This is a genomic window from Caballeronia humi (genome assembly GCF_001544475.1).
In the GTDB taxonomy this organism is placed as follows: Bacteria; Pseudomonadota; Gammaproteobacteria; order Burkholderiales; family Burkholderiaceae; genus Caballeronia; species Caballeronia humi.
Genome location: NZ_FCNW02000043.1, coordinates 1 through 22506 on the forward strand (window position 1 = coordinate 1; position 22506 = coordinate 22506).

Annotated in this window: 17 protein-coding genes; all 17 read left to right on the forward strand. The window is 60.1% G+C overall.

The window, feature by feature from the left end:
• Positions 1–849 (forward strand): tyrosine-type recombinase/integrase (locus AWB65_RS26745; protein WP_143281813.1); only part of this gene is annotated, 849 nt, incomplete at its 5' end.
• A 63-nt stretch (positions 850–912) separates the two neighbouring features.
• Positions 913–1332, forward strand: coding sequence for an integration host factor subunit alpha (locus AWB65_RS26750; RefSeq protein ID WP_235007778.1), 420 nt, complete (start codon positions 913–915; stop codon positions 1330–1332).
• A gap of 938 nt (positions 1333–2270) precedes the next feature.
• Entirely contained in the window at positions 2271–2615 is a 345-nt protein-coding gene (locus AWB65_RS26755; RefSeq protein WP_087660680.1) for a hypothetical protein, read from the forward strand.
• Positions 2606–3049 carry a GreA/GreB family elongation factor gene (locus tag AWB65_RS26760; protein ID WP_087670032.1) on the forward strand — a complete coding sequence of 148 codons (444 nt, stop codon included), beginning with the start codon at positions 2606–2608 and terminating at the stop codon, positions 3047–3049. Before AWB65_RS26755 ends, AWB65_RS26760 begins: the two co-directional genes overlap by 10 nt.
• Before the next feature lie 345 nt (positions 3050–3394).
• Positions 3395–3934, forward strand: a complete 540-nt coding sequence (locus tag AWB65_RS26765; RefSeq protein WP_235007779.1) for a hypothetical protein — start codon at positions 3395–3397, stop codon at positions 3932–3934.
• Positions 3927–5957 carry a site-specific integrase gene (locus AWB65_RS26770; RefSeq protein ID WP_087670033.1) on the forward strand — a complete coding sequence of 677 codons (2031 nt, stop codon included), beginning with the start codon at positions 3927–3929 and terminating at the stop codon, positions 5955–5957. Before AWB65_RS26765 ends, AWB65_RS26770 begins: the two co-directional genes overlap by 8 nt.
• A 201-nt stretch (positions 5958–6158) precedes the next feature.
• A complete protein-coding gene (locus tag AWB65_RS26775; protein ID WP_125474209.1) occupies positions 6159–6656 on the forward strand; it encodes a DUF6932 family protein in 498 nt (165 codons plus the stop codon).
• A complete protein-coding gene (locus AWB65_RS26780) occupies positions 6650–7642 on the forward strand; it encodes a hypothetical protein (RefSeq protein ID WP_087670035.1) in 993 nt (330 codons plus the stop codon). The genes AWB65_RS26775 and AWB65_RS26780 overlap by 7 nt, the downstream gene beginning before the upstream one ends.
• A gap of 41 nt (positions 7643–7683) precedes the next feature.
• A complete protein-coding gene (locus AWB65_RS35835) occupies positions 7684–8151 on the forward strand; it encodes a hypothetical protein (protein ID WP_125474210.1) in 468 nt (155 codons plus the stop codon).
• A 15-nt stretch (positions 8152–8166) separates the two neighbouring features.
• A complete protein-coding gene (locus AWB65_RS26790) occupies positions 8167–9168 on the forward strand; it encodes a TIR domain-containing protein (RefSeq protein WP_087670037.1) in 1002 nt (333 codons plus the stop codon).
• 565 nt (positions 9169–9733) lie between these two features.
• Complete coding sequence (locus AWB65_RS26795) at positions 9734–10213, forward strand: hypothetical protein (RefSeq protein WP_087670038.1); 480 nt, start codon at positions 9734–9736, stop codon at positions 10211–10213.
• 249 nt (positions 10214–10462) lie between these two features.
• Entirely contained in the window at positions 10463–11377 is a 915-nt protein-coding gene (locus AWB65_RS26800; protein WP_087670039.1) for a WYL domain-containing protein, read from the forward strand.
• 119 nt (positions 11378–11496) lie between these two features.
• Entirely contained in the window at positions 11497–12126 is a 630-nt protein-coding gene (locus AWB65_RS26805) for a DUF1819 family protein (RefSeq protein ID WP_235007780.1), read from the forward strand.
• A 32-nt stretch (positions 12127–12158) separates the two neighbouring features.
• Positions 12159–12701: a DUF1788 domain-containing protein gene (locus tag AWB65_RS26810; protein WP_235007781.1), complete on the forward strand. Its 543-nt coding sequence runs from the start codon at positions 12159–12161 to the stop codon at positions 12699–12701.
• Positions 12702–12712: 11 nt separating this feature from the next.
• The gene (brxC, locus tag AWB65_RS26815; protein ID WP_087670041.1) at positions 12713–16327 is read left to right on the forward strand and encodes a BREX system P-loop protein BrxC; all 3615 of its coding nucleotides are present in this window, start codon (positions 12713–12715) and stop codon (positions 16325–16327) included.
• Between the two features lie 30 nt (positions 16328–16357).
• On the forward strand, positions 16358–19891 hold the full coding sequence (gene pglX, locus AWB65_RS26820; RefSeq protein ID WP_087670042.1) for a BREX-1 system adenine-specific DNA-methyltransferase PglX: 3534 nt from the start codon (positions 16358–16360) through the stop codon (positions 19889–19891).
• A complete protein-coding gene (gene pglZ / locus AWB65_RS26825) occupies positions 19884–22502 on the forward strand; it encodes a BREX-1 system phosphatase PglZ type A (protein WP_087670043.1) in 2619 nt (872 codons plus the stop codon). The genes pglX and pglZ overlap by 8 nt, the downstream gene beginning before the upstream one ends.
• Positions 22503–22506 lie beyond the last annotated feature (4 nt).

Here is a 22506-nt window from a genome sequence, read left to right on the forward strand (position 1 = left end):
CCGGTGACCATCACGCGCGAAGTCGCAGTACAAGTCGAGCGGGCGTTGTCGCCTAAGCTATGGACCGAGTTGCGCCGGGCGTTGGATGAGCGCTGCGGCGGGACATTTCCGGATCAGGACGAGGCCGAAACTCGGCAGTGGCGCACTGCGCGCGCGGCGATCCTGCTGATGGGCGATTCGGGGCTGCGGCGCGACGAAGCGGCGCACGCGCGTCGGGAAGCGCTGCGCCCCTACGTGGGTCAATCCGTCCGCCCATCTGTGCGCCCCTCGCCTGAGGGTTCGAACGACACTCCGGTGTGGGCCCTGACGGTGATTGGCAAACGGCGCAAGCAACGCACCGTGCCGGTCAGTGCGGCGACCGTCGCTGCCTTGCGCGACCACTGGATCGACCGTGAACGGGACTTCGATGCCCCGCTCGATTCCGCCCCGTTGATCGCGCCGCTCGCGATTCCCGCTACCCCGAGTGCCTTGAACAAACACGGCGGCGCCGTCGAAGCCGCCTATACGGCCGATGCGTTCGGTCACCTGGTGCGTCAGGCGCTGCAACGCCTGACCACCGAGTTAGCCGCGCGGCCCGGTATCTCGCCCGCTGACCTGGTGCAGCTCGCGAACACCTCCGCGCACGCGTTCCGTCACACCTTCGGCACGCGGGCGGTCGCGCGCGACATGCCGATCGATGTGGTGCAGACGATTCTGGGCCATGCGTCGCTGCAAACGACCTCGATTTACGTGCGGGCCGAGCAGCGGCGTGTGCTCGAGGCAGCCGCTCAGTATTACGCCGGTGACGCCGAGGCTGACGCCGGATCTGCATCACCACGCCGACAAGAAGGCGGGGTGAAGGATCTGTGAAGACGTTAATCTTTCGGCCGCGCGACGCGACGGAACTTGAGCAAAAGGAGGGTAAGAGGCATCATGCCGCCGCTTTTTGATACGTCCAGAATCCGAATGAACCCGAGCGATAAAACCGCCGAGACGGCGCACGAGTTGAACTTCCATGAGGAGCTACCGAGTCAGGCGGCGGACGTCGCCCAGCCGGCGTTCATTAGGGCGCATTTGATCGAGCGGCTCACCGCTCGGCTTGGGCTCGACAAGCCAGATGCCCATGCGCTGGTGGACGCGTTTTTTGAGTTGATCATGCAGGCACTAGGAGACGGCGAAACGGTCGGACTGTCGGGGTTCGGCTGCTTTCAGGTGCGCGATAAACGTGCGCGACCCGGGCGGAACCCGAAGACGGGAGCCGCGGTCCCTGTTGCGGCGCGACGGGTGGTGCTGTTTCGCGCCAGCCGGATCCTGGAGTCTCGAGTGCGCGGCGTCACCCATCCCGACGACTAAGCCACCGCAAAGCCACCGCAGCCTCGCGGGCGGCCGGCAGGCCACATTGTCGCGCATGGGCGCAGAAAGCTTGCAATATGCTTTCGAACACGCTTTAATGAGGCTGTCTGCATCCAGCGTGAATCGAACGCTCTTATTAGAGGACCTTGTCGTGCGTTTTGCTTCGAATTGCTCTCTCGCGTCGCTTCGTCTTCCGTCTATGGTCGGAACGGCGGGCGGTACGCGTGAAGGATCGGAGACAGCGAAATGCACTCGGAGCCGCGCGTGTCCGGCGGACAAGTCAGCACTTCCTTCCGCCCGGCTCGCCTGACAACCAAACCTCAGACGCAGGCCGGGCTCACCCCTCCAAGCAAACCCCGTCTCTAACGGAGCGGCGACCGTCGTACGGGCACGCCTGTCCCGACATGCGAGTTCGCCTTCGTTAAGCCGTGGGACATTATCCAACGCGAACTGCCTCGTGCCGCTTTTCTGGCGGTGTGGTCGCTATCGCGTTCGAATTCAAAGACGTCGCTGACATGAGAGTGATTTCCTACATGACGAATATGCAACCGTCGCGCAAGCCGGAGCGTTCTGGTGTCGTGCAACATCCTCGCATAACGTCCGCAGGCGGCCCGTCAGAAACGCTAGCAGCGCGTTTGCGAGCGGGCCAATGCTCAGCGTCAAAGCTGTGCGTGGACTACGCGGGCTACGTTTTGACAGCCACTGCGCCCCCCGCGCATGCGCATTTATATTCGGCTGACCTGTTGGTTGAACGACAAGGCCACCGCAAGCACAGCGTTCGTGGACTCGACTATTTCTACGACGCGGCGCAAGCACTCATGTATTCGATCGAGTGGGGCCGGCTCTGGGTGAAGAGCAACGTAAGAAAGCATCCCGAAGCGACACATGAACACAGTCACAGCCGAAGCAGACGGTGAGCAAGGAAAGGAGGCCGTTTCATGAAGACGATCAATACGTCGCCGACCAATCGAGGTTTGCGTTATGTGGCACGCGATCCCGAAGACACGCGTACAGCGCTTCTCTATTGGCTGGGAACGGCCTTACCGGCGCGAGCAGCGAACTTCTCCGAAGTGACGCAACGTCTTTCCCCGCTGATGCAAGTTGTGTTTCCGGATGAACGGCCCGGAGTATTCGTGAACCCACTTGCGGTGCGCCAGGTGATACGAAACGGAAGCCTCGAGCGCCTTATTTTCGTGGACGGTTCATGGCTAGACGTCTGGTCGGGTGGCAGTTGCACGGACCTTTGTAACCTTCACGCTTCCAGGAGGCATATATGCCGCTAGTTCAAGTTGGCTCCTTCGCTGATTCGCGATCACGCTCCGACAATTCGCGGATTTTATCCGAGACCGACATCGCGCGGCTCAAGCGAGGCGGGTATCTGATTACCGCCTCCGCTCAGCAGCGGGCGCTCCTGGAGGAACTGGAAGCGATGGCCGTGTTCGTGGATTCCGCCGACGTTCCCCCGGACGTCATCACATTGAATACGACCCTCGAGTGCGTCGATGTCGGAGGAGACGTCTATCGATGGACACTGGTCTATCCAGATGAAGCCGACTACCAACGAGGACGTATCTCGGTGCTGTCGCCCGCGGGGATTGCGCTGCTCGGCGCGCGGTGCGGTCACATAGTGGACTGCCGGGCGCCGAGTGGCTCGTTGACTCGGTATCTGATCAGTCGGATTGTGCAGCAGCCCGAAAGTAGTCGCACGACGGATTAAGCAAGATAGAAGTCCGTGAAGTGACTTGCTCGTCGCGCAGACCGCTACCGTAGCGTAGGGACTCGATGACTGCCGTTGGCTCGAAAGCGGACGTCCAAATCTTTCCCGGTCGACTGACGCGGGGTCGCAAAGCGAGATCCGTTCGGATTCTTGCTGGACCATGCCTGCGTAAGTGACCTGTCGTAAGATTAGTTCGCATGCCTGATAAATCGTATTATCGGGATAGCGTTTGCGGGGTAGAATTAGCCAATTCCGATTTACCAGAGCGGGCAGGGGCCTGTGGCACAAGCTTTTCCGCCGAATCACCATGAGCGGCACGACAGGCAGGACCAGTCGAGCGATGCAGTGCCCGACGAGCGATGGTTTAGCGAGGCACCGACCGCCGCCGTCGCGCAGGCGGTGCTCTCCGTCGACGCCGCCGTCACCCTGAAGCGCCGGGCCGCCGCCGCGTGGCTGACCGCGCCCGGCGATGCGGTGCCGTTGCTGCCGGTGAAACCCTCCCGGCTCGAACTGGCGGTCGTGATCGCGCTCGCCGAAACCTTCGGCACCGCCCTCAGTGCGGCGCCGCGCTTCGTGCCGGTGCTCGATTTCATCGCGGACTACGGCGCGGTGAAGCTGGTGCAGCGCGTGATGTATGGGTCGCCCCCCGAATCGGACAACTGCGCCGACTTCGATGTCACCGCGTACGCCGCTGAAAACGCGCGACTGGCGGAACTGCCGCGTGAGGCCCGCACCGCGTTCGAATTTCTGTGTGCAACCTGGCTTGAGGCGTTCATGGCGCAGGCCGCACCGGCACCGCCGTCAACGAACGGTGGAAGACGCGGCCGCGACGAGTCAATCGACGAGCCAGGCGACGAGTTCGATGAGGAGGGTGGCGATGCCTGAGCGCGCCTCCTCGTCCCCGGAAAGGCTCACCGCAGCGACGGCGCGTGCCCCGGAAAAGCTCACCGAAAAGCTCACCGAAAAGCTTACGCTCGAGCGGCGCTACACCACCAAGGATTTCACCGCGCTGCGCGCGTACGTGCAGCGCATTCCGCCCGCGGTGATTGCGCGCACCTACTACGATCCCGACGAGGATGCGCACGCGGCGACGCCCGGCGCGATGGAGCGGCATCTCACCACGATGCTCGACGCGCTGGTGGCGTTGGCGCTGGCGCACGGCTCGACCGCGCTCGCCGAGCACCTGCGGGCGTCGATCCGTCAGCACGGCCACGCGAAACTCACGGCGGTCACGTTCCGCATGGTGACCGAGGCGGCGCAACTGGCCGCGCTGCCGCCGCGGGCCGATCATCCGATCGGCGCCTGGCTGCGTCCGCGCGTGGCGCGGCGTCTGAAAGGCGAGGGCATCCAGACGCTCGGTGAACTGGTCGCGTTCTGCAACCGGCGCGGCGGCAGCTGGTGGCGCTCGATTCCGCGCATCGGCCCGGGCCGGGCATGCGCCATCGTGAGCTGGCTACGCAGGCAGCAGGCGTCCCTGCAACTAACGATCGAGCCCGACGTCTCCTCCGTGGAACAGGACGGCGTCCCGTTGATCGCGGCCGAATGGGTGGAAGTCAGGCGGGCCCCAAAGGTGATGGGATGCGATCCAAGCGGCGGTCCGGGCGGTAATCCAGAGGCGGGTCGACTGACGCTCGCGCCGCTCGAGCGGCTCGCCGTGCCGCATGCTCTCTCCGGCGCCGCGGGCGAAAATCGCGCGACGGCCTTCTGTTATATCCAGGCGAACCACGATCTCGATGCGGTGCGCGCGTATCTGAACCGCTTTCGCGATCAGCCGAAAACGCTGCGCGCGTACACCAAGGAGCTGGAGCGGTTCCTTTTGTGGTCGGTGGTGCTGCGCGGCAAGGCGTTGAGTGACCTACGCGTGGACGACTGCGAGGCGTACAAGGACTTCCTGAAAGCCCCGGACCCGCGCTTCGTCGGTGAGCGTTTCCCGCGACACTCGCCGCGCTGGCGGCCCTTCGCATCGAGCGAGCTGTCTTCCGAGTCGCAACGCTACGCGGTGCGAGCGCTTCGGGCCGCGTTCGCCTGGTGGGTGGATGTCCGCTATCTTGCCGGCAATCCGTGGAAGGCGGTCAACGATCCGACGGTGATCAAGCGGGAACACGCGATGAAGATCGAACGCGCCTTGCCTGCCGATCTGTGGCGCAAGCTGCGCGACGAGCTCGATGTGCGCTCAGCAGAAGAGAGCGGGGCGACGGCCGGTGAACAGTGGCGCGACGGCCGAAACGGCGTGCAGTGGCGTGCCGTGCGAGCAGCGATTCTGTTGATGGGCGATTCGGGTCTGCGGCGTGAAGAAGCCGCAAGCGCCCGGCGCGAGGATCTGCGCCCTTCATCCTTTGGAACACCCGAGCGACCCGTCTGGGAGCTGACGCTCGTCGGCAAGGGGCACCGCGAACGCACCGTGCCGGTGAGCGCCGCGACGCTGAACGCGCTGCGCGCGCATTGGCGCGATCGGGGGCAGGATTTTGGCGGCGCGACCGAAGAAGACAAACAGAGCGGGCCGCTGCTGAGCCCCGTCGTCATTCCGTGGACCGACACGTCACGCCGGCGACATCGAGCGGGGCAGAGCAAGGAGGGCGGGCAGGGAGAGCCTGCGAATGAAGCGGGCTACACCGCGGACGGACTGAACCGGCTGATTAGTCGAATGGTCACCGAGCTGGTCGAGACGATGGATGCGTTGAGCCTCGATGAACGCGTGAGGCTGGGGCAGTCGAATGCGCATGCGTTTCGACACACCTTCGGCACCCAGTCAGTCGCGGACGAGGTGCCGGTGGACGTCGTGCAGAAGGTTCTGGGCCATGCGTCGCTGCAGACGACGACCATCTATGTCCAGGCCGAAAAGCAGCGCGTGGTCGAAGAGGTGGCTCGCTACTATGCCGGCGTCGCCACGCATAAGACGGGGCAATAAGCAGTAGCTCATGCAGTCGGACGAACAACTGGGGAAGTTCGCTACGGCTGCATATTCCCACGCCCGATTGCGTATCGAACTAGACCGGTTAGTTCCCCGCCTTACGCGTCTTTATGTCTTTCATCTGTTGCGCCGGCCATCGGCGCCTTTTACACTTCCGGCACCCGACGCTGAACTAAGATGACCGGTCGACGAGTTACAGTGCGCCTGCGAGATGAAGAGGAAGATGTGGCAATTCCGCCCTTAAACAATATTGGTTTGCTACCGCCCGGCGTTCACGCGTGCAACCTCGACGAAATCCCGACATGGTTCGAAGGTGACCTTCTGCGGCACCGAATCTGGATGGGCTTGGCGCAGGTTCTGCCTCAAATGAGGGCGCCCTTCACAACGCATGCGGTTCCACAGGGTCGACTGATCCTCGGTGGAAGTTTCTTCAGCGACAAGCCGAATCCAGCGGATATCGAAGCCACTGTCGTCCTGGATGCATCGCATCCACCCACATTAATGGGACGGTTCGTCGAGCTCTTCTACACATCGCACAGTCAATGGAAAGACGAGCACCTCGTGGACTTCTACCCGACCTTCCCGGGACAGAATGACTTCTCTGCCTTCTTCCAGTATGTTGGAGTGAAAACGGCGAACGCTAAAGGGCTTCAGCCGAATGATTTGCGGGGCGTTGTGGGGCTCTCGATATGGTGACGAACAACAAAGCATACGTACAGAAGCAGGCAGCCGTCTGGATGGAACAGGCTACGGCTGCTTGGTCGTACCTGGAGAAGACGGGTCAGGTAAGTCACGAACAGTTCTGGGGACCATCGAACCCGTATCTCAAAAAGATATCGGAGCTTTTCGAGAACGACTTTGCCGTCGCGCGACTGATCGATTCTTCGGATCTCGTGATCCATGCAGAGGGGCCCGGTGCAATTCATCACAGCCCAAGTCTTGGAGCTGTAAATTGGTTGTGTTCCCGGATGGAACGGCGACTTCGAACGCTCGTCGAATCCGTCCTGCCGATGAACGAACGTCAAGCACGGGCGGTTTCCAGAGACTTGGACCTTCGTCTAACGGGACTGGCAGCTGGAAGCTTGTACTTAGGGTTTTCGGTAGCGCCGCCGCAGCCGCGCCTCGGCTTTGAAGCTGCTGACGAGCAAGCGATGTCACTCGTTCGCGATGCTGTCGAGAGCTTGCCGCTGGTTCCTCAGTTCGTGACGGACACCGACGTCAGTCCAGAGATCGCGAACGCTCTTCCTGACCCAGCGCTCAGAGACGCGGCTATCGTTGCCGCGCACGATTTGGCGCCCACTGGAAGGAAAGGAATTCATACGGTGGAGATCAATGCGCCGAGGAGCCATGCTGCCAGTTCGGTCTTGGGCCAACGCGAGAGAGTCATTCTCCGAGACAATATGCGCAGCCCGCTAATTGGAAAGAGGTATCGCGGTAGCTTTGTCGGAGACCTTCGAGCGTTGGACCTGGACACAGGTCGTGCTTCCCTCCGACACGTTGCGGACGACATAAATTCGATCCGATGTGTATTCGCAAAGAACATCACTCTGGCTCAAAAGATGTATGGGAGGACCGTCCGTGTCACAGGCGAATATGAGGCGGGAAAAGATGGTAAGCCGCGCCTCATGAAAGTGTTTGAGATTCAGGAGGCAAACTTGGACCTCAATGCGAACGACGACTAGTGCGCCTGCCGGAGGGCGGGCAGCCATGGAGAAGTTCTTCGGTGCAAGATGCCGACGCGATCATAGGTATCATAGGTACCGGGCTGCCAGCTCCGGATCAGAGTCGGCAACTGAGAACCTATTTTGCCCCGCCTTTAAATCCGTGCATGCAGAAACGCCCGAGCGCGCAGCCTCCGAACAACGCGCCAAGCACTTTGGTTTGGGTGCTAGTCCATCGGCCGATGTGGTTTTTTAGCAAGGCAGCAAAGGCCAGGAAAAGGAAAACAACAATGACGCACATTGGGGTCGGGGAGGCTCTATTCCACCTGCTATTGGCCAGCGCGCGCTACGGCAGTCACGTAAATCTGACTTCTGCAGATTTCAGGCTGTCTGAGGAACAGGTGGTGGGTCTGCTGCAGGTGGTCGCCGAAACGCATGGCGGAAGACTTATCCTGCGCAGAAACGATTACGACCAGGTCTGGCTACTGATGCAGGTCATAACGTTCCCGATGCAACTCGAACTGAAATGAAAATGGGTTCGGAAAATGCCTGAAACCGAGAAGTTCACGCAGTCAGATTATTTCAGTCTCCTGGTTTCCAGCGAACCGGGTCATTGGAATTCAGGACAAGGCGATACCCCAGCTTCTCGCTATCTCAATGAGACGGTCGAGGCGGTCACGGTGCCGTTCACGCCCCTCGATGATGCAGCGGCTGCGCGTTTGAAGGCTATGCCAGCCGTATTCGCTTGCGAGACGAACACTGAGAATCCGACGCCTGCCCGGCTGGGCCGCATTACCCGAATCCAGCATCGTCAAGCGGCCTATTACCTGCACTTCGAATTCGATGAGGCAGTGCCTCCGATTTCTCAGAGCGCGCTCGCCGGGCTTGCCCGTGAACTTGACATTAATCAGCGACAACGCGGCATAGCTGAGCTAAGCACGACACACTGGGCGGTTAAGCAGGCGGATCTATACGACGTCCTGCGCCGTCACGGACTTGTCGACCTTCGGCCCGCGATAGAGGGCGCGCCCGAGTCTCCCGTGAGATCGCGACCACTACAGGCCGGCGTTGACGCGCTGGTCGGGTCTACTGGCTTGCCGCGAGTGTTCATCGTCCACGGACGTGCCAAGGGTGCCAAACATGAGGTCGCGCGGTGGATCGACGGCCTTGGACTGAAGGCGGTCATTCTCGATGAACAGATCAGCGTCGGAGAAACGATCATTGAGCAGTTCGAACGTGAAGCGAAGGCGATCAGCTTTGCGGTGGTGCTACTGACACCAGACGACGTTGGGGGCCTTCAGGTGACGAACGTCGTCCCTCCCAATCTCCAGCCTCGCGCCAGGCAGAACGTCATTTTCGAGCTTGGTTATTTTGCGGCGAAGCTAGGAAGAGGGAAGGTATGTGCACTGCGGGAGGGGAATGTCGAGGTTCCCTCTGATTACAGCGGTGTGCGTTACATCGGCTATGACGATCACGGTGGCTGGAAACTGCCTCTTGTGCAGGTGTTGCGCAGTGCCGGGTTACCCGTGGATCTAAGCCGGCTATAAGGCTGCCGCACGCGTTGGATGCTAGGTGCCTGCCGGCTAGATTACCAAGAAAAATTCGAAGGTTGGAAAGTTGAGACGCAAAACGAGCTTGGAGCTTCCAGACGATGAGCGCTGCGGGGACGGTCCAGCGCGATCGGCTGATATTCCAGAATCTTGTCCATTAGATCAGTGACTTACGGAGAAAATTCGAAGTCTAGGACGCTAATTGACGAATTTAATGCGGACTTATGCGAATTGACGACTTTATTTCGTTCGGACTGGAATTAAAGTCGTCAATTCCCAGCCGTAGATCCCGCTGGCGCCTCGATTGCGGATTGACAGTTTTATTGCGTTCTACGCGAGCCGCGTGCGAACTCGCAGCAAGCTGGATCGACGACAACGATGTGCAGGCGTGGAAAGTCGCAACTGGACGATTCACACGCTGAAGACAAACCCTATGGCTGACGTATGGGGTGTTGTTTCTGGGCTGGTCCCTGCCGCGTCCGGACTGGGTGGTGTCTGGCTAGGTGGGTGGCTGACATCACGACGTGAACGAATCCGAGACACCGCGCAGAGTCAGAAAGACATGACCTATCTGGCGATCCTGGTTGTCGCCCATTTGGATCGATTGGTCGACGGCTGCGTGGCCGTTGTCAGCGATGATGGAACTAGTTACGGCCAGCCTGCTGGTAAAGATGGTTGCCACGAGCCCACCGTTGAGATGCCAACCTTCGAACCGCTCTCGTGGGAGGTCAACTGGAAGTCGTTACCCCCGAAGTTGATGTACGAGATTATCAACCTCCATTACACGATTGAGGTTTTGAACCACAAAATTGCCAATGCGGCAGGGCATGACTCTCCGCCCGACTATGCGGATTATTTCTGGGAGCGTCGGCATGGCTACGCCGTCCTTGGACTGCATGTGTCGAACTTCGCCAAAGAGCTCCGCCGGCATGCCGGTCTACCGATCGCCGTACCCGCGCCCGATGAGTGGTCTCGCGACGAATTCTTGAAAGAGCGCAAAGACAAGCTCGAGGCCAAGAGGCAAGAGAGTCGAGAAGGATAGGTGCGTTGGTGTGGTCGTGGACGACCCACCAAGGCTGCACGCGGGGATCGGAGCAGCGCGTCGCCGCCCCCGGATGCGGATCGGCTGATTTCGCAGGGAGCTGTGCGCGTAGAGCATCGAAAAGGAGATGATGCTCACGCGAGGTAGCAACTATAGCTTCAAATCGTTTTGATCGTGATCATCAAAAAGATGCGCACTTAAAATCTTCATGAGATATGATTTCCGTACGCCACAGAACGCAACTCCTTCATGCCCGAACCGTCCATTCCTACCGCACTTGATGCCCTAAACCAAGCTCAGCGAGAACGGCTGGCGTTCATCGACTTTAAAGTATATTTTTGCGGCGAATTTCGCCGCGCGGATCTGGAAAACCGGTTCGGGATCGCTCCCGCAGCAGCCACCCGGGACCTGACCGCGTATCGATCGCTTGCACCCCGCAACTTGGCCTACGACCCGAGCGCCAAGATTTATGCCTTAGGCGACAGCTTCGCGCCGCTTTTCGAACTCTCTCCCGACCGCGCACTGACTTGGCTTCGCCAAGGCTTCGGCGACGGACTATCGCTCCGAGCGAAACGGCTGGTGCTAACCGCCGACGCTGGACTGCTGGCGCCACCTCCGCTCGACACGTTGGCGTCGCTGTCTCGTGCGATCCACCAAGGCAGCCCCGTAACAGTCACCTATTTGTCCTTGTCGTCGGGTGCTTCGCGGCGTCCCATCGTGCCCCTCGCTTTAGTCGAGAATGGCTTGCGCTGGCACGTACGCGCCTACGACCGCAAGAACGGAAGGTTCGGCGACTTCGTGGTCGGGCGGATCACGCAAATTGAGCAGGTGAACGACGCGGTCGCCGACCACGAGCGCATTGCGGAAGATATCCAATGGAACCGGGTCGTCGAATTGGAGTTGGTGCCACACCCGGGTCTTGAACACCCCGAAGCCGTGGCCGCAGACTACGGGATGACCGATGGCGTGTTGCGGGCACGCGCTCGAGCCGCCGTCGTCGGCTATGCGCTCCGGCGATGGCAGGTCGACTGCTCCACCGATCATTCGTTGCCGCCGAACGAACATCACCTGTGGCTGCGTAACACGCCGACGCTATACGGCGTCGAGAGTGCGGAGATGTCGCCCGGATACCGGTGCGTCCCGCAAACCGAGGAGAGCGCATGACGCCATCCATGCCTGTCACGCTTCGGTTTGCGGAGGCGATTGGCGAGATCCTTACGGCTGGGCCGATCCGGGACGACCTGCCGCCTCTTCCTTTCCGCTACTACATCTAGCGGAGCGCCGTGCCGACCGTGAAACAAACGAATCAGATCAAGGGGCGCTTGGGGCTCTATAACGCCGAGATCTCCGCAGGCTCGCTCATGCCGCCGGAGAGCCGCCGCATCGCGAAGCTGTTACTTGAACGCCCGACGCCGGAGCAATGGGACGCCGCTCTAAAGGATGAGAATCTTCTACAGAAGAAGCCGGCCACCGCCCGTCGTCAAGCACGTCTCATCCGCAACCGCCTTGAGACGCTAGACGACGAAGGCCTACGTCTAGTCGTAGAGGGCGAAGGCGAGCTGTGTGGCCAAGTGTTGCTGGCTGCCGCCGTCCGCCACAACCGAATTCTGAGCGACTTCCTGCGCGACGTGTATATCGCCGATCTGCACCGGCTGGAGAACACGCTGAGCCATCGCCAGTGGGAGGCGTTTCTCACTGAGTGCGAGCACCGGGATGAGACCGTGGGCCACTGGGCCGTATCGACCCGCGAGAAACTTTTTCAGGTCGTCGTGCGCATCCTCGTCGAAGCGAAATACATCGATTCCACGCGCCGCAAGGGCCTCACACCCCCGATGCTGCACCCCACAGCGCGTGCTTACCTAAAACGACTGGGGGACGCCGAGACGCTCGCCCGCATGGAGGTCAAAGCATGACTACATCCTTTGAGGAGCGCCTCAACCACGTCTTGCCCAGGCTCGCGTCTCCCGACGTGCTCGACAACAGGGGCGCCGGCGGTGAGATTGGCTTCTGGATTTTCGATTACCCGCCGGAGCACGAGATGCAAATGCGCTCGTGGCTCTCGGACGTGATCGCGCCGGGTTTGCGCAAGCAAAAGCCCGATCTGCGCTTTGCCGTCATCGACCTCTTCGAGTGCGTCATCGGCCTGCTCGAGGAGCGGAGTCTGTTGGTAAAGGCATTCGATATGCAATTAAAGAAGGGCGACGAGTCCCTGCTAGCGTCGCTGCGATCCGTGCTCAAGGAGGATCGCCTCGCTGCGCGGATCGTGGAGCTCGTTGGCGCCGATCACCTCGATCTGCTGGTCGTCAAGGGCGTCGGTGCCGTCTACCCGATGCTGCGCACGCATACGCTGCTTTCGGCGCTGCACCCGCACATGCGCGACACGCCGCTGTTGATGCTGTACCCGGGCCGATACGACGGCCTGTCGCTGCGGTTGTTCAACAAGCTGGGCGATGATAACTACTACCGGGCCTTCCGCTTGGTCTCGTAAAAAAGGGATCCATGAAAATTAACGAACTGTTCGTCAAGCCAATCAACCGGCCTATCAACGGTGTCATCAAGGCCGATCAGCGTGACGACGAGAGCGTCTGGCAAGAGCTCGATGAATACGTGACCACCAAGCAGGTCACTGAATACCTGCGGCGCTTCTTCGACGCCTATCTAGCGACAGTTGACCACTCCAGCGATCCCACGATCACTGCGCGCATGGGCGTGTGGGTCTCGGGCTTCTTCGGCTCGGGAAAGTCGCACTTCATCAAGATCCTGTCCTACCTGCTTTCCAACCTCGAGGCGTCGCATCCGGGCGCGCACGAACGCAAGCGTGCCGTCGAATTCTTCGAGTCCAAGATCAAGGACCCGATGCTGCTCGGCGACGTCCGCCGCGCGGTGTCGGGCAAGACCGACGTGATCTTGTTCAACATCGACTCAAAGGCCGACGCCAAGAGCGATCGTGACGCCATCTTGCAGGTCTTCCTGCGGGTGTTCAACGAGATGCAAGGCTTGTCAGGCGACGCACCCCATGTGGCCGAGATGGAACGCTACCTGATCACGAAGGGCAGCTTTGAGGCCTTCAAGGAGGCATTCAAGGCCTCCAACGGCAACGATTGGGAAGCTGAGCGCGACGCGGTGGACTTCCTTCGCGACGACGTCATCGCGGGCCTGAGCAAGGCACTCAAGATGTCGGAGGAGTCGGCCGGTAGGTGGTTTGACAACGCTCGTGACACCTACAAGATCAACATCGAGGGCTTTGCCGAGCTCGTGCGCGCCTACCTCGACGCCAAGGGTCCTGGGCATCGCATCGTCTTCCTTATTGACGAGGTGGGCCAGTTCATCGGCAAGAACACCCAGTTGATGCTCAACCTGCAAACCATCATCGAGGAGCTGGGCACGCTGTGCAAGGGCAGGGCGTGGGTCATAGTCACCAGCCAAGAGGACATCGACGCGACGCTGGGCGAGGCCAACCAGGCGCGCACCAATGACTTCTCCAAGATCACCGGGCGCTTCCATACGCGCCTGTCACTGTCGAGTTCCAACACCGACGACGTGATCACACAGCGCCTTCTCGAGAAGACGCCGGCTGCCCGCGCCGAGCTTGAGGCTGTCTGGAGGGCCAAGGGCGATATCATCAATAACCAGCTGTCGTTCGCCGACCATGCTGTTGCCTTCCGTCGCTTTAAAGATGCCGAGGACTTCGCGGCGCACTATCCGTTTGCCCCCTATCAGTTCCAGCTGCTACAGAAGGTCTTTGAGTCTATCCGAAGGGTCGGCGCCACCGGCCGCCACCTCGCGCGCGGTGAGCGATCCATGCTCGACGCCTTCCAGACCGCGGCCGTGGGCAACGGCGACAAGGGGATCGACTCGTTTGTACCACTTTACGACTTCTATCCCTCGATTGAGAGCTTCCTTGACTCGTCGGTCAAGCGAGCAATAGACCAAGCCGGCGAGAACCCGGCCCTGGAGCCGTGGGACGTCAAGCTGCTGCGGGCGCTGTTCCTTATCCGCTATGCCGACGCCATCAAGGCGACCGTCGATAACCTGGCGACCCTATGCCTCGACCGCGTCGATGCCGACAAGCTCGCATTGAAGCGCCAGATCCAGGAGAGCCTTGCCTGTCTTGAGCGGCAGAGCCTAGTGAGCCGCAACGGCGAGCTGTGGTTTTTCCTGACCAACGAGGAGCGCGATGTCTCGCAAGAGATCAAGGCTGTAGATATTTCGTCGACAGAGATCTCGCGGCTGGTCTCCGAGTTCGTCTTTGACGAGGAGTTGAGTGGGCAGACGAAGGTGCGCCACCGCGGCACCAAGAGCGACTACGAGTTCAACCGGGTGCTCGATAGTGTGCCATGGCGTCAAGCCAACCAGCAGCTCACGTTCGAGGTTCTCTCGCCTGTCGGCTCCGATTACGAGCTGATGACCGAGGCGAAGTGCATCGGCCGAAGTGCCGAAGGTGTGGGCCGGGCGATCCTGCGCATGGCCAATGACTCGCGCGTAGACGTGGAGCTGCGGACCTACCTGCAGATTGAGAAATACATCGGTCCCAAGGCCGATACGGCCACACCATCGCTCAAGCGCATCCTCTACGACCGGAAAGACGAGAACCGCGAGCGGCGAACGCGCATCCTCGGCCAGCTTTCTGACCTCATGAGTCGCGGTGACTTTTACGCGCTGGGCCAGAAGCTCGCGCTCAAGCCGGTAGGCCCCCCGTTGCTGCTCGACGAGCTGCTCAACTACCTTGTCTCTAACACTTACACCAAGCTCGGTTACATCAAGGTCCGCCAAGCCGACCCGGCCGCCGAGATCCGAGCGGTGCTCGCGGCCGACACCAGCGGTCAGCAAAACATGGCCCTCGGTGGTGAGGATGGCAACGCCTTGGCCATCGACGAGATGCGCCAGTATCTGACGGTAGCCGCGAGCTCGAGCCGCGTGCTGCTCTCCGACGTAGTGGACCGCTTTGCCGGCGCCCCTTGGGGCTGGCGCCCGGAACTGGAAACCGTCTTGCTCATCGCCCGCCTGTTCATGGTCGGCGAGATCAAGCTTGTGATGGAGGGGACAGATCTGGACCACAAGACCGCCGTCGAGCCGTTGACCAAGGCGGTCCGCTTCAAGCAGGTTTCGATCCTCAAACGCAAGTCCGCGGACGCCACAACCCGCGCGAAGGCCCGCGATCTCCATCGCGAGATCTTCTCGCTGATACCGCCTGATGACGAGGATGGGATGGTCGCCGCGTTCCGCGAGAACCTCAGTAAGCGCAAAACTGAACTCGAGCGGGCGAAGGTCAAGGCTGAGCAGAAGCACTATCCTGGCGCGGCGGCAATTGCCACGACACTTGGCGCCATCGATAGGCAGCTGGCCGTTCGGGATCCGTACGAGTTCCTTGGGACCATGCTCGCATCACGCGACGACTGGCTGGACTTGGCCGAAGACACGCATGACGTTTTGAGCTTCTACAAGACCCAGGCGCCGGTGTGGGCGCGCATGCTTGATGGGCTCGCCAGCTTCGCAGACAATCGTGAGGCGCTGGTCAAGGACGCGGGATCAGCCGCCGCCTTGGGCGAGCTCGAGACAATTCGATCAAATCCTGCTCCGTACGGCCAGGTCAATCGCATCGAGGCGTTGCTTGCCTCGGTCGAAAAGGTCAACGATGCGCTGGCGAGCGCGCGCCGCGAGAAGGCGCTGCTCTCAATTGACGCCAAGATCAAGGAGGCCAACCAGACACTCGACGCGGCCCATGCTGACGCTGGGCTTCGCAACGCCGCCTTGAAGCCCTTGCAGGACCTCAAGACACAGCTGGCTGGGCTGGTGAGCATCCCTCGAATCCTCTTCCTGCAGGGCAGGGGCGGCGAGTTGCTCGATGAGGCGATGGAGAAAATCGCGTTAGTCGCCAAAGCGAGTGTGGCGGCCAAAGCTCCGGTCGCCCCGGCAGGTGCGGGCGGTGAGGCACCTGTGCCGCCACCTCTGCCGGCAGCACCGGCCTCCAAGCCCATCCGGGTGGTGCGCACCGCCGATCTCGGGGCAAAGACCTACTTGGAGACCAAGCAGGAGGTTGAAGACTACGTGGCGAAGCTCAGATCAGAACTGCTTGCGGCCATCGCTTCGGGCCACCGCGCCCGCATCCAATAACGACAACAAGGCTCAGCCTCAGGGCAATCCATGAACAAAGCCAACCTCAAGTCCTACGCGCCGAAGGCTCGACTCGACTTCATCGCTGCCGTTACCGCGCGGGCAAACCTGCTCGGCATCTCCGCCAATGGTGCTTCCCGCGCGGACGTACGGGGCGACGTCGCCATCATCGACGGGCGCGAATGGCCCGCCCGACTCTCGGGCCAGCGCGACGAGCTCATCGCGCACATCAAGCGGCGCGGCTTCGAGCAGACCATGGAGGAGGTGGCCTACACGTGGTTCAACCGCTTTGCCGCGCTCCGGTTCATGGAGATCCACGAATATCTTGACCACGGCTGGCGAGTGTTGTCGAGCCGAGACGGCGGGTTGCCGGAGATCCTGCGTCACGCGAGCGAGGTGACCCTGCTTGGGCTCAACCAGGATCGCGCGCGTGAGATGCAGCTGGCGGGCAACCAAGACAACGAGCTCTATAAGCAGCTGCTCGTAGCGCAGTGCAATGAACTTTCGCGCTCGATGCCGTTCCTTTTCGAGCGCATTGACGATGAGACGGAGTTGCTGCTGCCTGAAAACCTTTTGCGAACAGACTCCATCATTTCCAAGCTGGTGGCTGCGGTGCCAGAGGAGGACTGGCAGCAGATCGAGGTGATTGGCTGGCTCTACCAGTTCTATATCAGCGAGAAGAAGGACGAGGTCATCGGCAAGGTGGTCAAGAGCGAGGACATCCCAGCCGCCACCCAGCTCTTCACGCCCAACTGGATCGTGAAGTACCTAGTGCAAAACAGCGTCGGCCGCCTCTGGCTAATGGCCAACCCCGGCTCCCCGCTTGTGAGCCAATGGTCGTACTACATCCATCCCGCCGACCAGACGCCCGAGGTGCAGGAACAGCTCGACGCGCTAATTCAGACCCGCATGGTTGAAGACGGCGGTAGCCTGAATCCTGAGACCATCACCGTGTTGGATCCGGCCTGCGGCTCAGGCCACATCCTGGTGGAGGCCTATGAGCTCCTTAAGGCAATCTACCTCGAGCGAGGCTATCAGGCTCGTTCAATTCCTCGCCTGATCCTGGAGAAGAACCTCTACGGCCTGGACATCGATGACCGTGCTGCGCAACTGGCGGCGTTCGCGCTTCTGATGAAGGCCCGCGCCGACGACCGGCGACTATTCAATGAGCCGCCCCAGCTCAATGTGCTGGCGTTGCAGACGAGCAAGGGGCTGGATCTGGATGAGCTAACAACGCACTTGGCGCCGTTTGGAATTCACCGCGCCCAACTGGAATCGCTATTAGATACTTTTTCCCACGCCAAGACCTTTGGCACACTGATCCAGATTCCGATGGCGTTGAATGGGCAACTGGCCGCCATGACTAAGGGGTTACAGCGGGCGCTAAAGGAAGGAGATCTCTATGCACGGACTGCAGCGCACGATGCTTTGCCACTGGTGCGGCAAGCGTTGATTCTTGGAATGCAGTTTGATTCGGTGGTAGCCAATCCGCCTTACATGGGATCAAAGTATTACGATCCTGAGTTGAAACGATTTATCGACGCGAACTTCAAAATTGCCAAGGGCGATCTCTATACCTGTTTTATGATGCGAAGCTGCATTGCGGCAAATCAGGTTGGTCTAGTAGGAATTGTCAATATTCCAAACTGGATGTTCTTGTCAACATTCAAGAATCTCCGCGAATGGCTGCTGTCGTCGGCAACAATTGAAACCTTCTCCCACAATGGACGAGGTGTTTTCGGGTCAGACTTTGGCAGTTGTGCATTTACTTTTCGGGCGACTTCTATTCCTGATTTTAAAGGGCAGTACAAGCGTCTTTTTGAAAAACAAGGTGGCGTATCAACCAACGAAGACCTCAGCGATCTTTTCCTGACGACCAAATGCTTCGAGTCGAGTGCGCGGGAACTCAGAAAAATACCTGGTGCGCCGGTGGCGTACTGGCTGTCGAATAACGCAATAAGTGCGTTTTCTAACTTCTCTCCACTTTCGGAGCAGGCAGAAGCGCGCGTTGGACTAATGACGTCCGACAATGATAGATTTTTGCGACTGTGGTGGGAGGTCTCCACTTCCAATGTAATGTTTGACGCTGACTCAGATGAAGTTGCTCAGTTGAGTGGGAAACGTTGGTTTCCACACAATAAAGGCGGAGGCGCGATTCGCTGGTATGGCAATCAGGAATACCTTGTTGACTGGCAAGATCGTGGCAAACGAATAAAAGATACTGTGATATCAAAGTATCCATATTTGAACGGGAACCCAAACTTTGTAGTGCATGATGATGGGTATTACTTTAGGTCGTGCATTTCATGGTCTGAAATAACCATTGGATATAATACATTTAGATATTTTCAAAACGGATTTACTTTCAATATCAAAGGGATGAGTGCCTTCCCGAAAAATAGTTCGGTAGACCAAGTGCTATCATTTTGTAATAGCAAAGTCTTTAACTATTTTGCTAAAGCAATAAACCCGACAGTTGGATTTGGTGTGGGTGATTTCAATTCGATGCCGGGCGGACTTCTTCCCAATGAGGACGTCTCTGAAACTGTGCGCGAGCTGATCGAAATAAGCAAAGCAGACTGGGATAGTTTCGAAACCAGTTGGAACTTTCGAAAGCTAGAGCAGAACGGAAATTCATCAGGAAGTTTGATGGTATATTTCTCTGAAATGGCTGAAGTACGAGCACGGCGACGCGATCGTTTGAAGACGCTTGAAGAAAGTAACAATGCCAAACTCATTCGATATTACGAACTCCAAGATGAATTTACCTCCGAAGTACCCGAAGATCAGATCACCCTCGCTCGTGCCGATCGCGAAAAGGACTGTCAGCGGCTGATTTCCTACGCCATCGGCTGTACGATGGGCCGCTACAGTCTGGACGAACCTGGACTGGTGTACGCGCTCGACAGCAACCTCGGCTTCGACGCCAGCCGCTACACGACCTTCCCGGCAGACGCTGATGGCATTGTGCCGATCACCGACGAGCGCTGGTTCGAGGACGACGCCGCCAGCCGCTTGCGTGAGTTTCTGCGAGCTGTTTGGGGGGCGAAGTCGCTGGAAGGGAACATGGCGTGGCTGGCCGAGAGCCTGGGTACCAAGGGCAGGGAGACCCCGGACGAGACCATTCGCCGCTACCTGGCCAACAAGTTCTTCAAGGACCATCTGCAAACCTACAAGAAGCGCCCGATCTATTGGCTCTTCTCCAGCGGTAAGCAAGGCGCTTTCCAGGCCCTGGTCTACCTGCACCGTTACCACGAGGGCACGCTTGCCCGCCTGCGAGCCGAATACGCCGTCCCGCTAATGACTAAGTTCGCGGCTCGCTTGGAGATGCTGGACAAGGACGCTGCTGCTGCCACATCCACAGCCGCGCGGACCAAGGTCCAGAAGCAGATCGAATCGATTCGCAAAAAGCAGTCGGAGCTACTGGCCTATGACGAGAAGCTCCGCCACTACGCCGACATGAGGATCGGCATTGACCTCGACGACGGGGTCAAGGTGAACTACGCGAAGTTCGCGGACCTAGTGGCCGAATCTAAGGGGATCGCTGGTGGCAGCGATGACTAACGCGCCGGCATTTCTTACTACTCTCACGAGGCTATTTCAAGAGGGCCACGCGCTGGTCTTCTGGAACGACGCCGACGGGGAGTTTTCCTCACAGGTTAACGGCATCGACATCGAAGGTGTCAAGATTCTGCGCCTGGACCAGACGCCGGCCTTGCAGGCCAAAATTTGGATCGAGCGCGAGGTCGGCGCCCGCTGGCTCGTCTATGCGCCCTTCGAAGAGCCCGAGCCGGCCCAGGACTGGCTACTCGATGCGCGGCTGCGCGGCAAGCCTTTCAGCGCGGACACGGCCTCCATGCAAATCGATGAGCTGGGACTGACGACACGATCGCTTCGCGACCACCTCAAGGCGCGGGCCAAGTTCCTGCGCGCGCGCGACCGCTTCGAGCGTATCAAGCGCTGGGTGCAGCCGCAGGACACTGCCGAAGATCTCGACCGCAAGATGCTCGCGGCGGTGGCGAAGTCGGAGACTGCCGACCCCTCGGCCATCTTCCTCAAGGTCTTCGACGCCTTGGCTGCAGAAGGGGTCGAACTCGGGGCTCGGACCAAAGCTCTTGACGAGCTGGCCACCTACGAGATCGAAGAGGCCTTCTGGGCCTTGGTCGAGCGCGAGTTTGGCTACAAGGAATCGGGAAAGGAATTGCCGACGCTTCGGGGTTTGCTCTACTGCATCTTCGCCACCGACTTCTGCAATGGGGTCGGAAACACTCCTTTGCCACTGGCCCACTTTGTGATCGAGGCACGCGCGAAGGCTGCCCAAGTCTCTGTCTTCGCCAGTCGTTGGCGGACCGACATGGCCAACTACGGCAGCTACGACGCGCTCTCGAGCCAAGTGGCCGAGGAGCTGAGGATCATGGACATCCTGGGCCCTATGCACGCCGAGGAGCTCGCCGACGCGATGACCTTCGAGGGCATCGAGAAGCGTGTGATCGGTGACCTCAAAGCTCGCATCATTGCCGGGCGTGGTGCCAACATGGATTCGGCGCGCGAGATCATCGCCCGACGTCGAGACGGACACTGGGCCAACCCTTTGCTCGCCGGCGCCAACGCATCCACCCGAGCTCTGGCGGCGAGCTACGACGCGCTCGAGGCGGCGGCCGGCTTCTTCGAGCTGCAGGCCAAGCACGGGCATGGATTCAGCTTCCCCGATGCTCGCGCAGCCTTCGAGGCGTATCGTTCGGACCTCCACCAGTTCGACCAGCTTTACCGCTGGTTCATGCGCGCCACCGAGTCGGTCGAGCCCATGGGGTGGGCGCTGCTGCACGAACTGCGAGAGCGCATGGAGGATGCCTATTCCGGCTGGTTTGTTGGCCAGCTCGCCTCTGCTTGGGGGGCCGTGGTCGAAGGCTCCTCAGGGCTTCTCTCGACATGGAAACTCGATGGCGTGGCCAACCAACAGGATTTCTACCTAAGGCATGTGGCCCCGGCATTCGATGGTGGCGCCAAGCGCGTGTTCGTTGTCGTCTCCGATGCGTTCCGCTATGAGGCTGCTGCCGAGCTCGTCGGCGAGCTCAATGCCCGCAGCCGGGTCACGGCGCGGCTCGACGCCATGTTGGGCGTGCTGCCGAGCTACACTGCCCTGGGCATGGCAAGCCTGTTGCCGCACGAGCGGCTTGCCTACAAGGGCAATGTAGGGCTCGATGTGACCGTCGACGGGCAGCCCTCGTCGACTTTGGAGCAACGCTCGGCCATCGTGGCGGCCCACGGGGGCGTGGCTATCGGTCGAGACGCAATTATGGAGAAGGGCAAGGAGAAGGGCCGCGAGTTCGTCAAGCCGTATAAGGTTGTCTACGTCTATCACGACGTGATCGACATGGTTGGCGATAAACGCGGCTCGGAGACCAAGACGTTCGAGGCGACCGCTCAGGCCATCAAGGAGCTCTCCGAGCTCGTCAGCTTTATCGTCAACAACCTCAACGGCTCGACGATCTTCGTGACCGCGGACCATGGTTTCCTGTACCAGGAGTCGGCGCTAGATGAGGCGGATCGCTCCACCGTTGAAGAAGGCATGCCGGGCGTGCTGAAACCCAAGAAGCGCTACATCCTCGGCCGCGGCATGCGGCCGATGCAGAACGCCTGGAGCGGCAACACGGAGACTACGGCAGGCACCGATGCCGGCGTGGGCAGCGTGGATTTCTTGGTACCCAAGGGGGCGGGTCGTTTCCACTTCGTTGGCGGCGCCCGCTTCGTCCACGGCAGTGCGATGCCTCAGGAGATCGTCGTGCCTGTGGTTGTCGTCAAGGAGAGCGAGTCCGAGAAGGCCAAGACAAAGGTGGTCGAGGTTAGCCTCTTGGGATCGAGCAACAAGGTGGTCACCAACAAACAGCGCTTTGAGTTCATCCAGAACGAGGCCGTCTCCGAAAGGGTGCTTCCAGTGACGCTGCTGTTCACGATCCGCGACGGCGACAAGCCTGTCAGCGACGAGCAGGCGGTGACGTTTGACAGTGCCTCGCCCATGCTCGATGAGCGCAAGCGCTCGTTGATGATGACGCTGGCCGGCGGCTCCTACGATCGCAACAAAGACTACTTCCTAGTTGCCCGCGACGCGAAGACTAAAGCCGAAGCCTGGCGCGCGACGCTGCGCATTGACCTCGCATTCAGCAACGACTTTTAGGGGC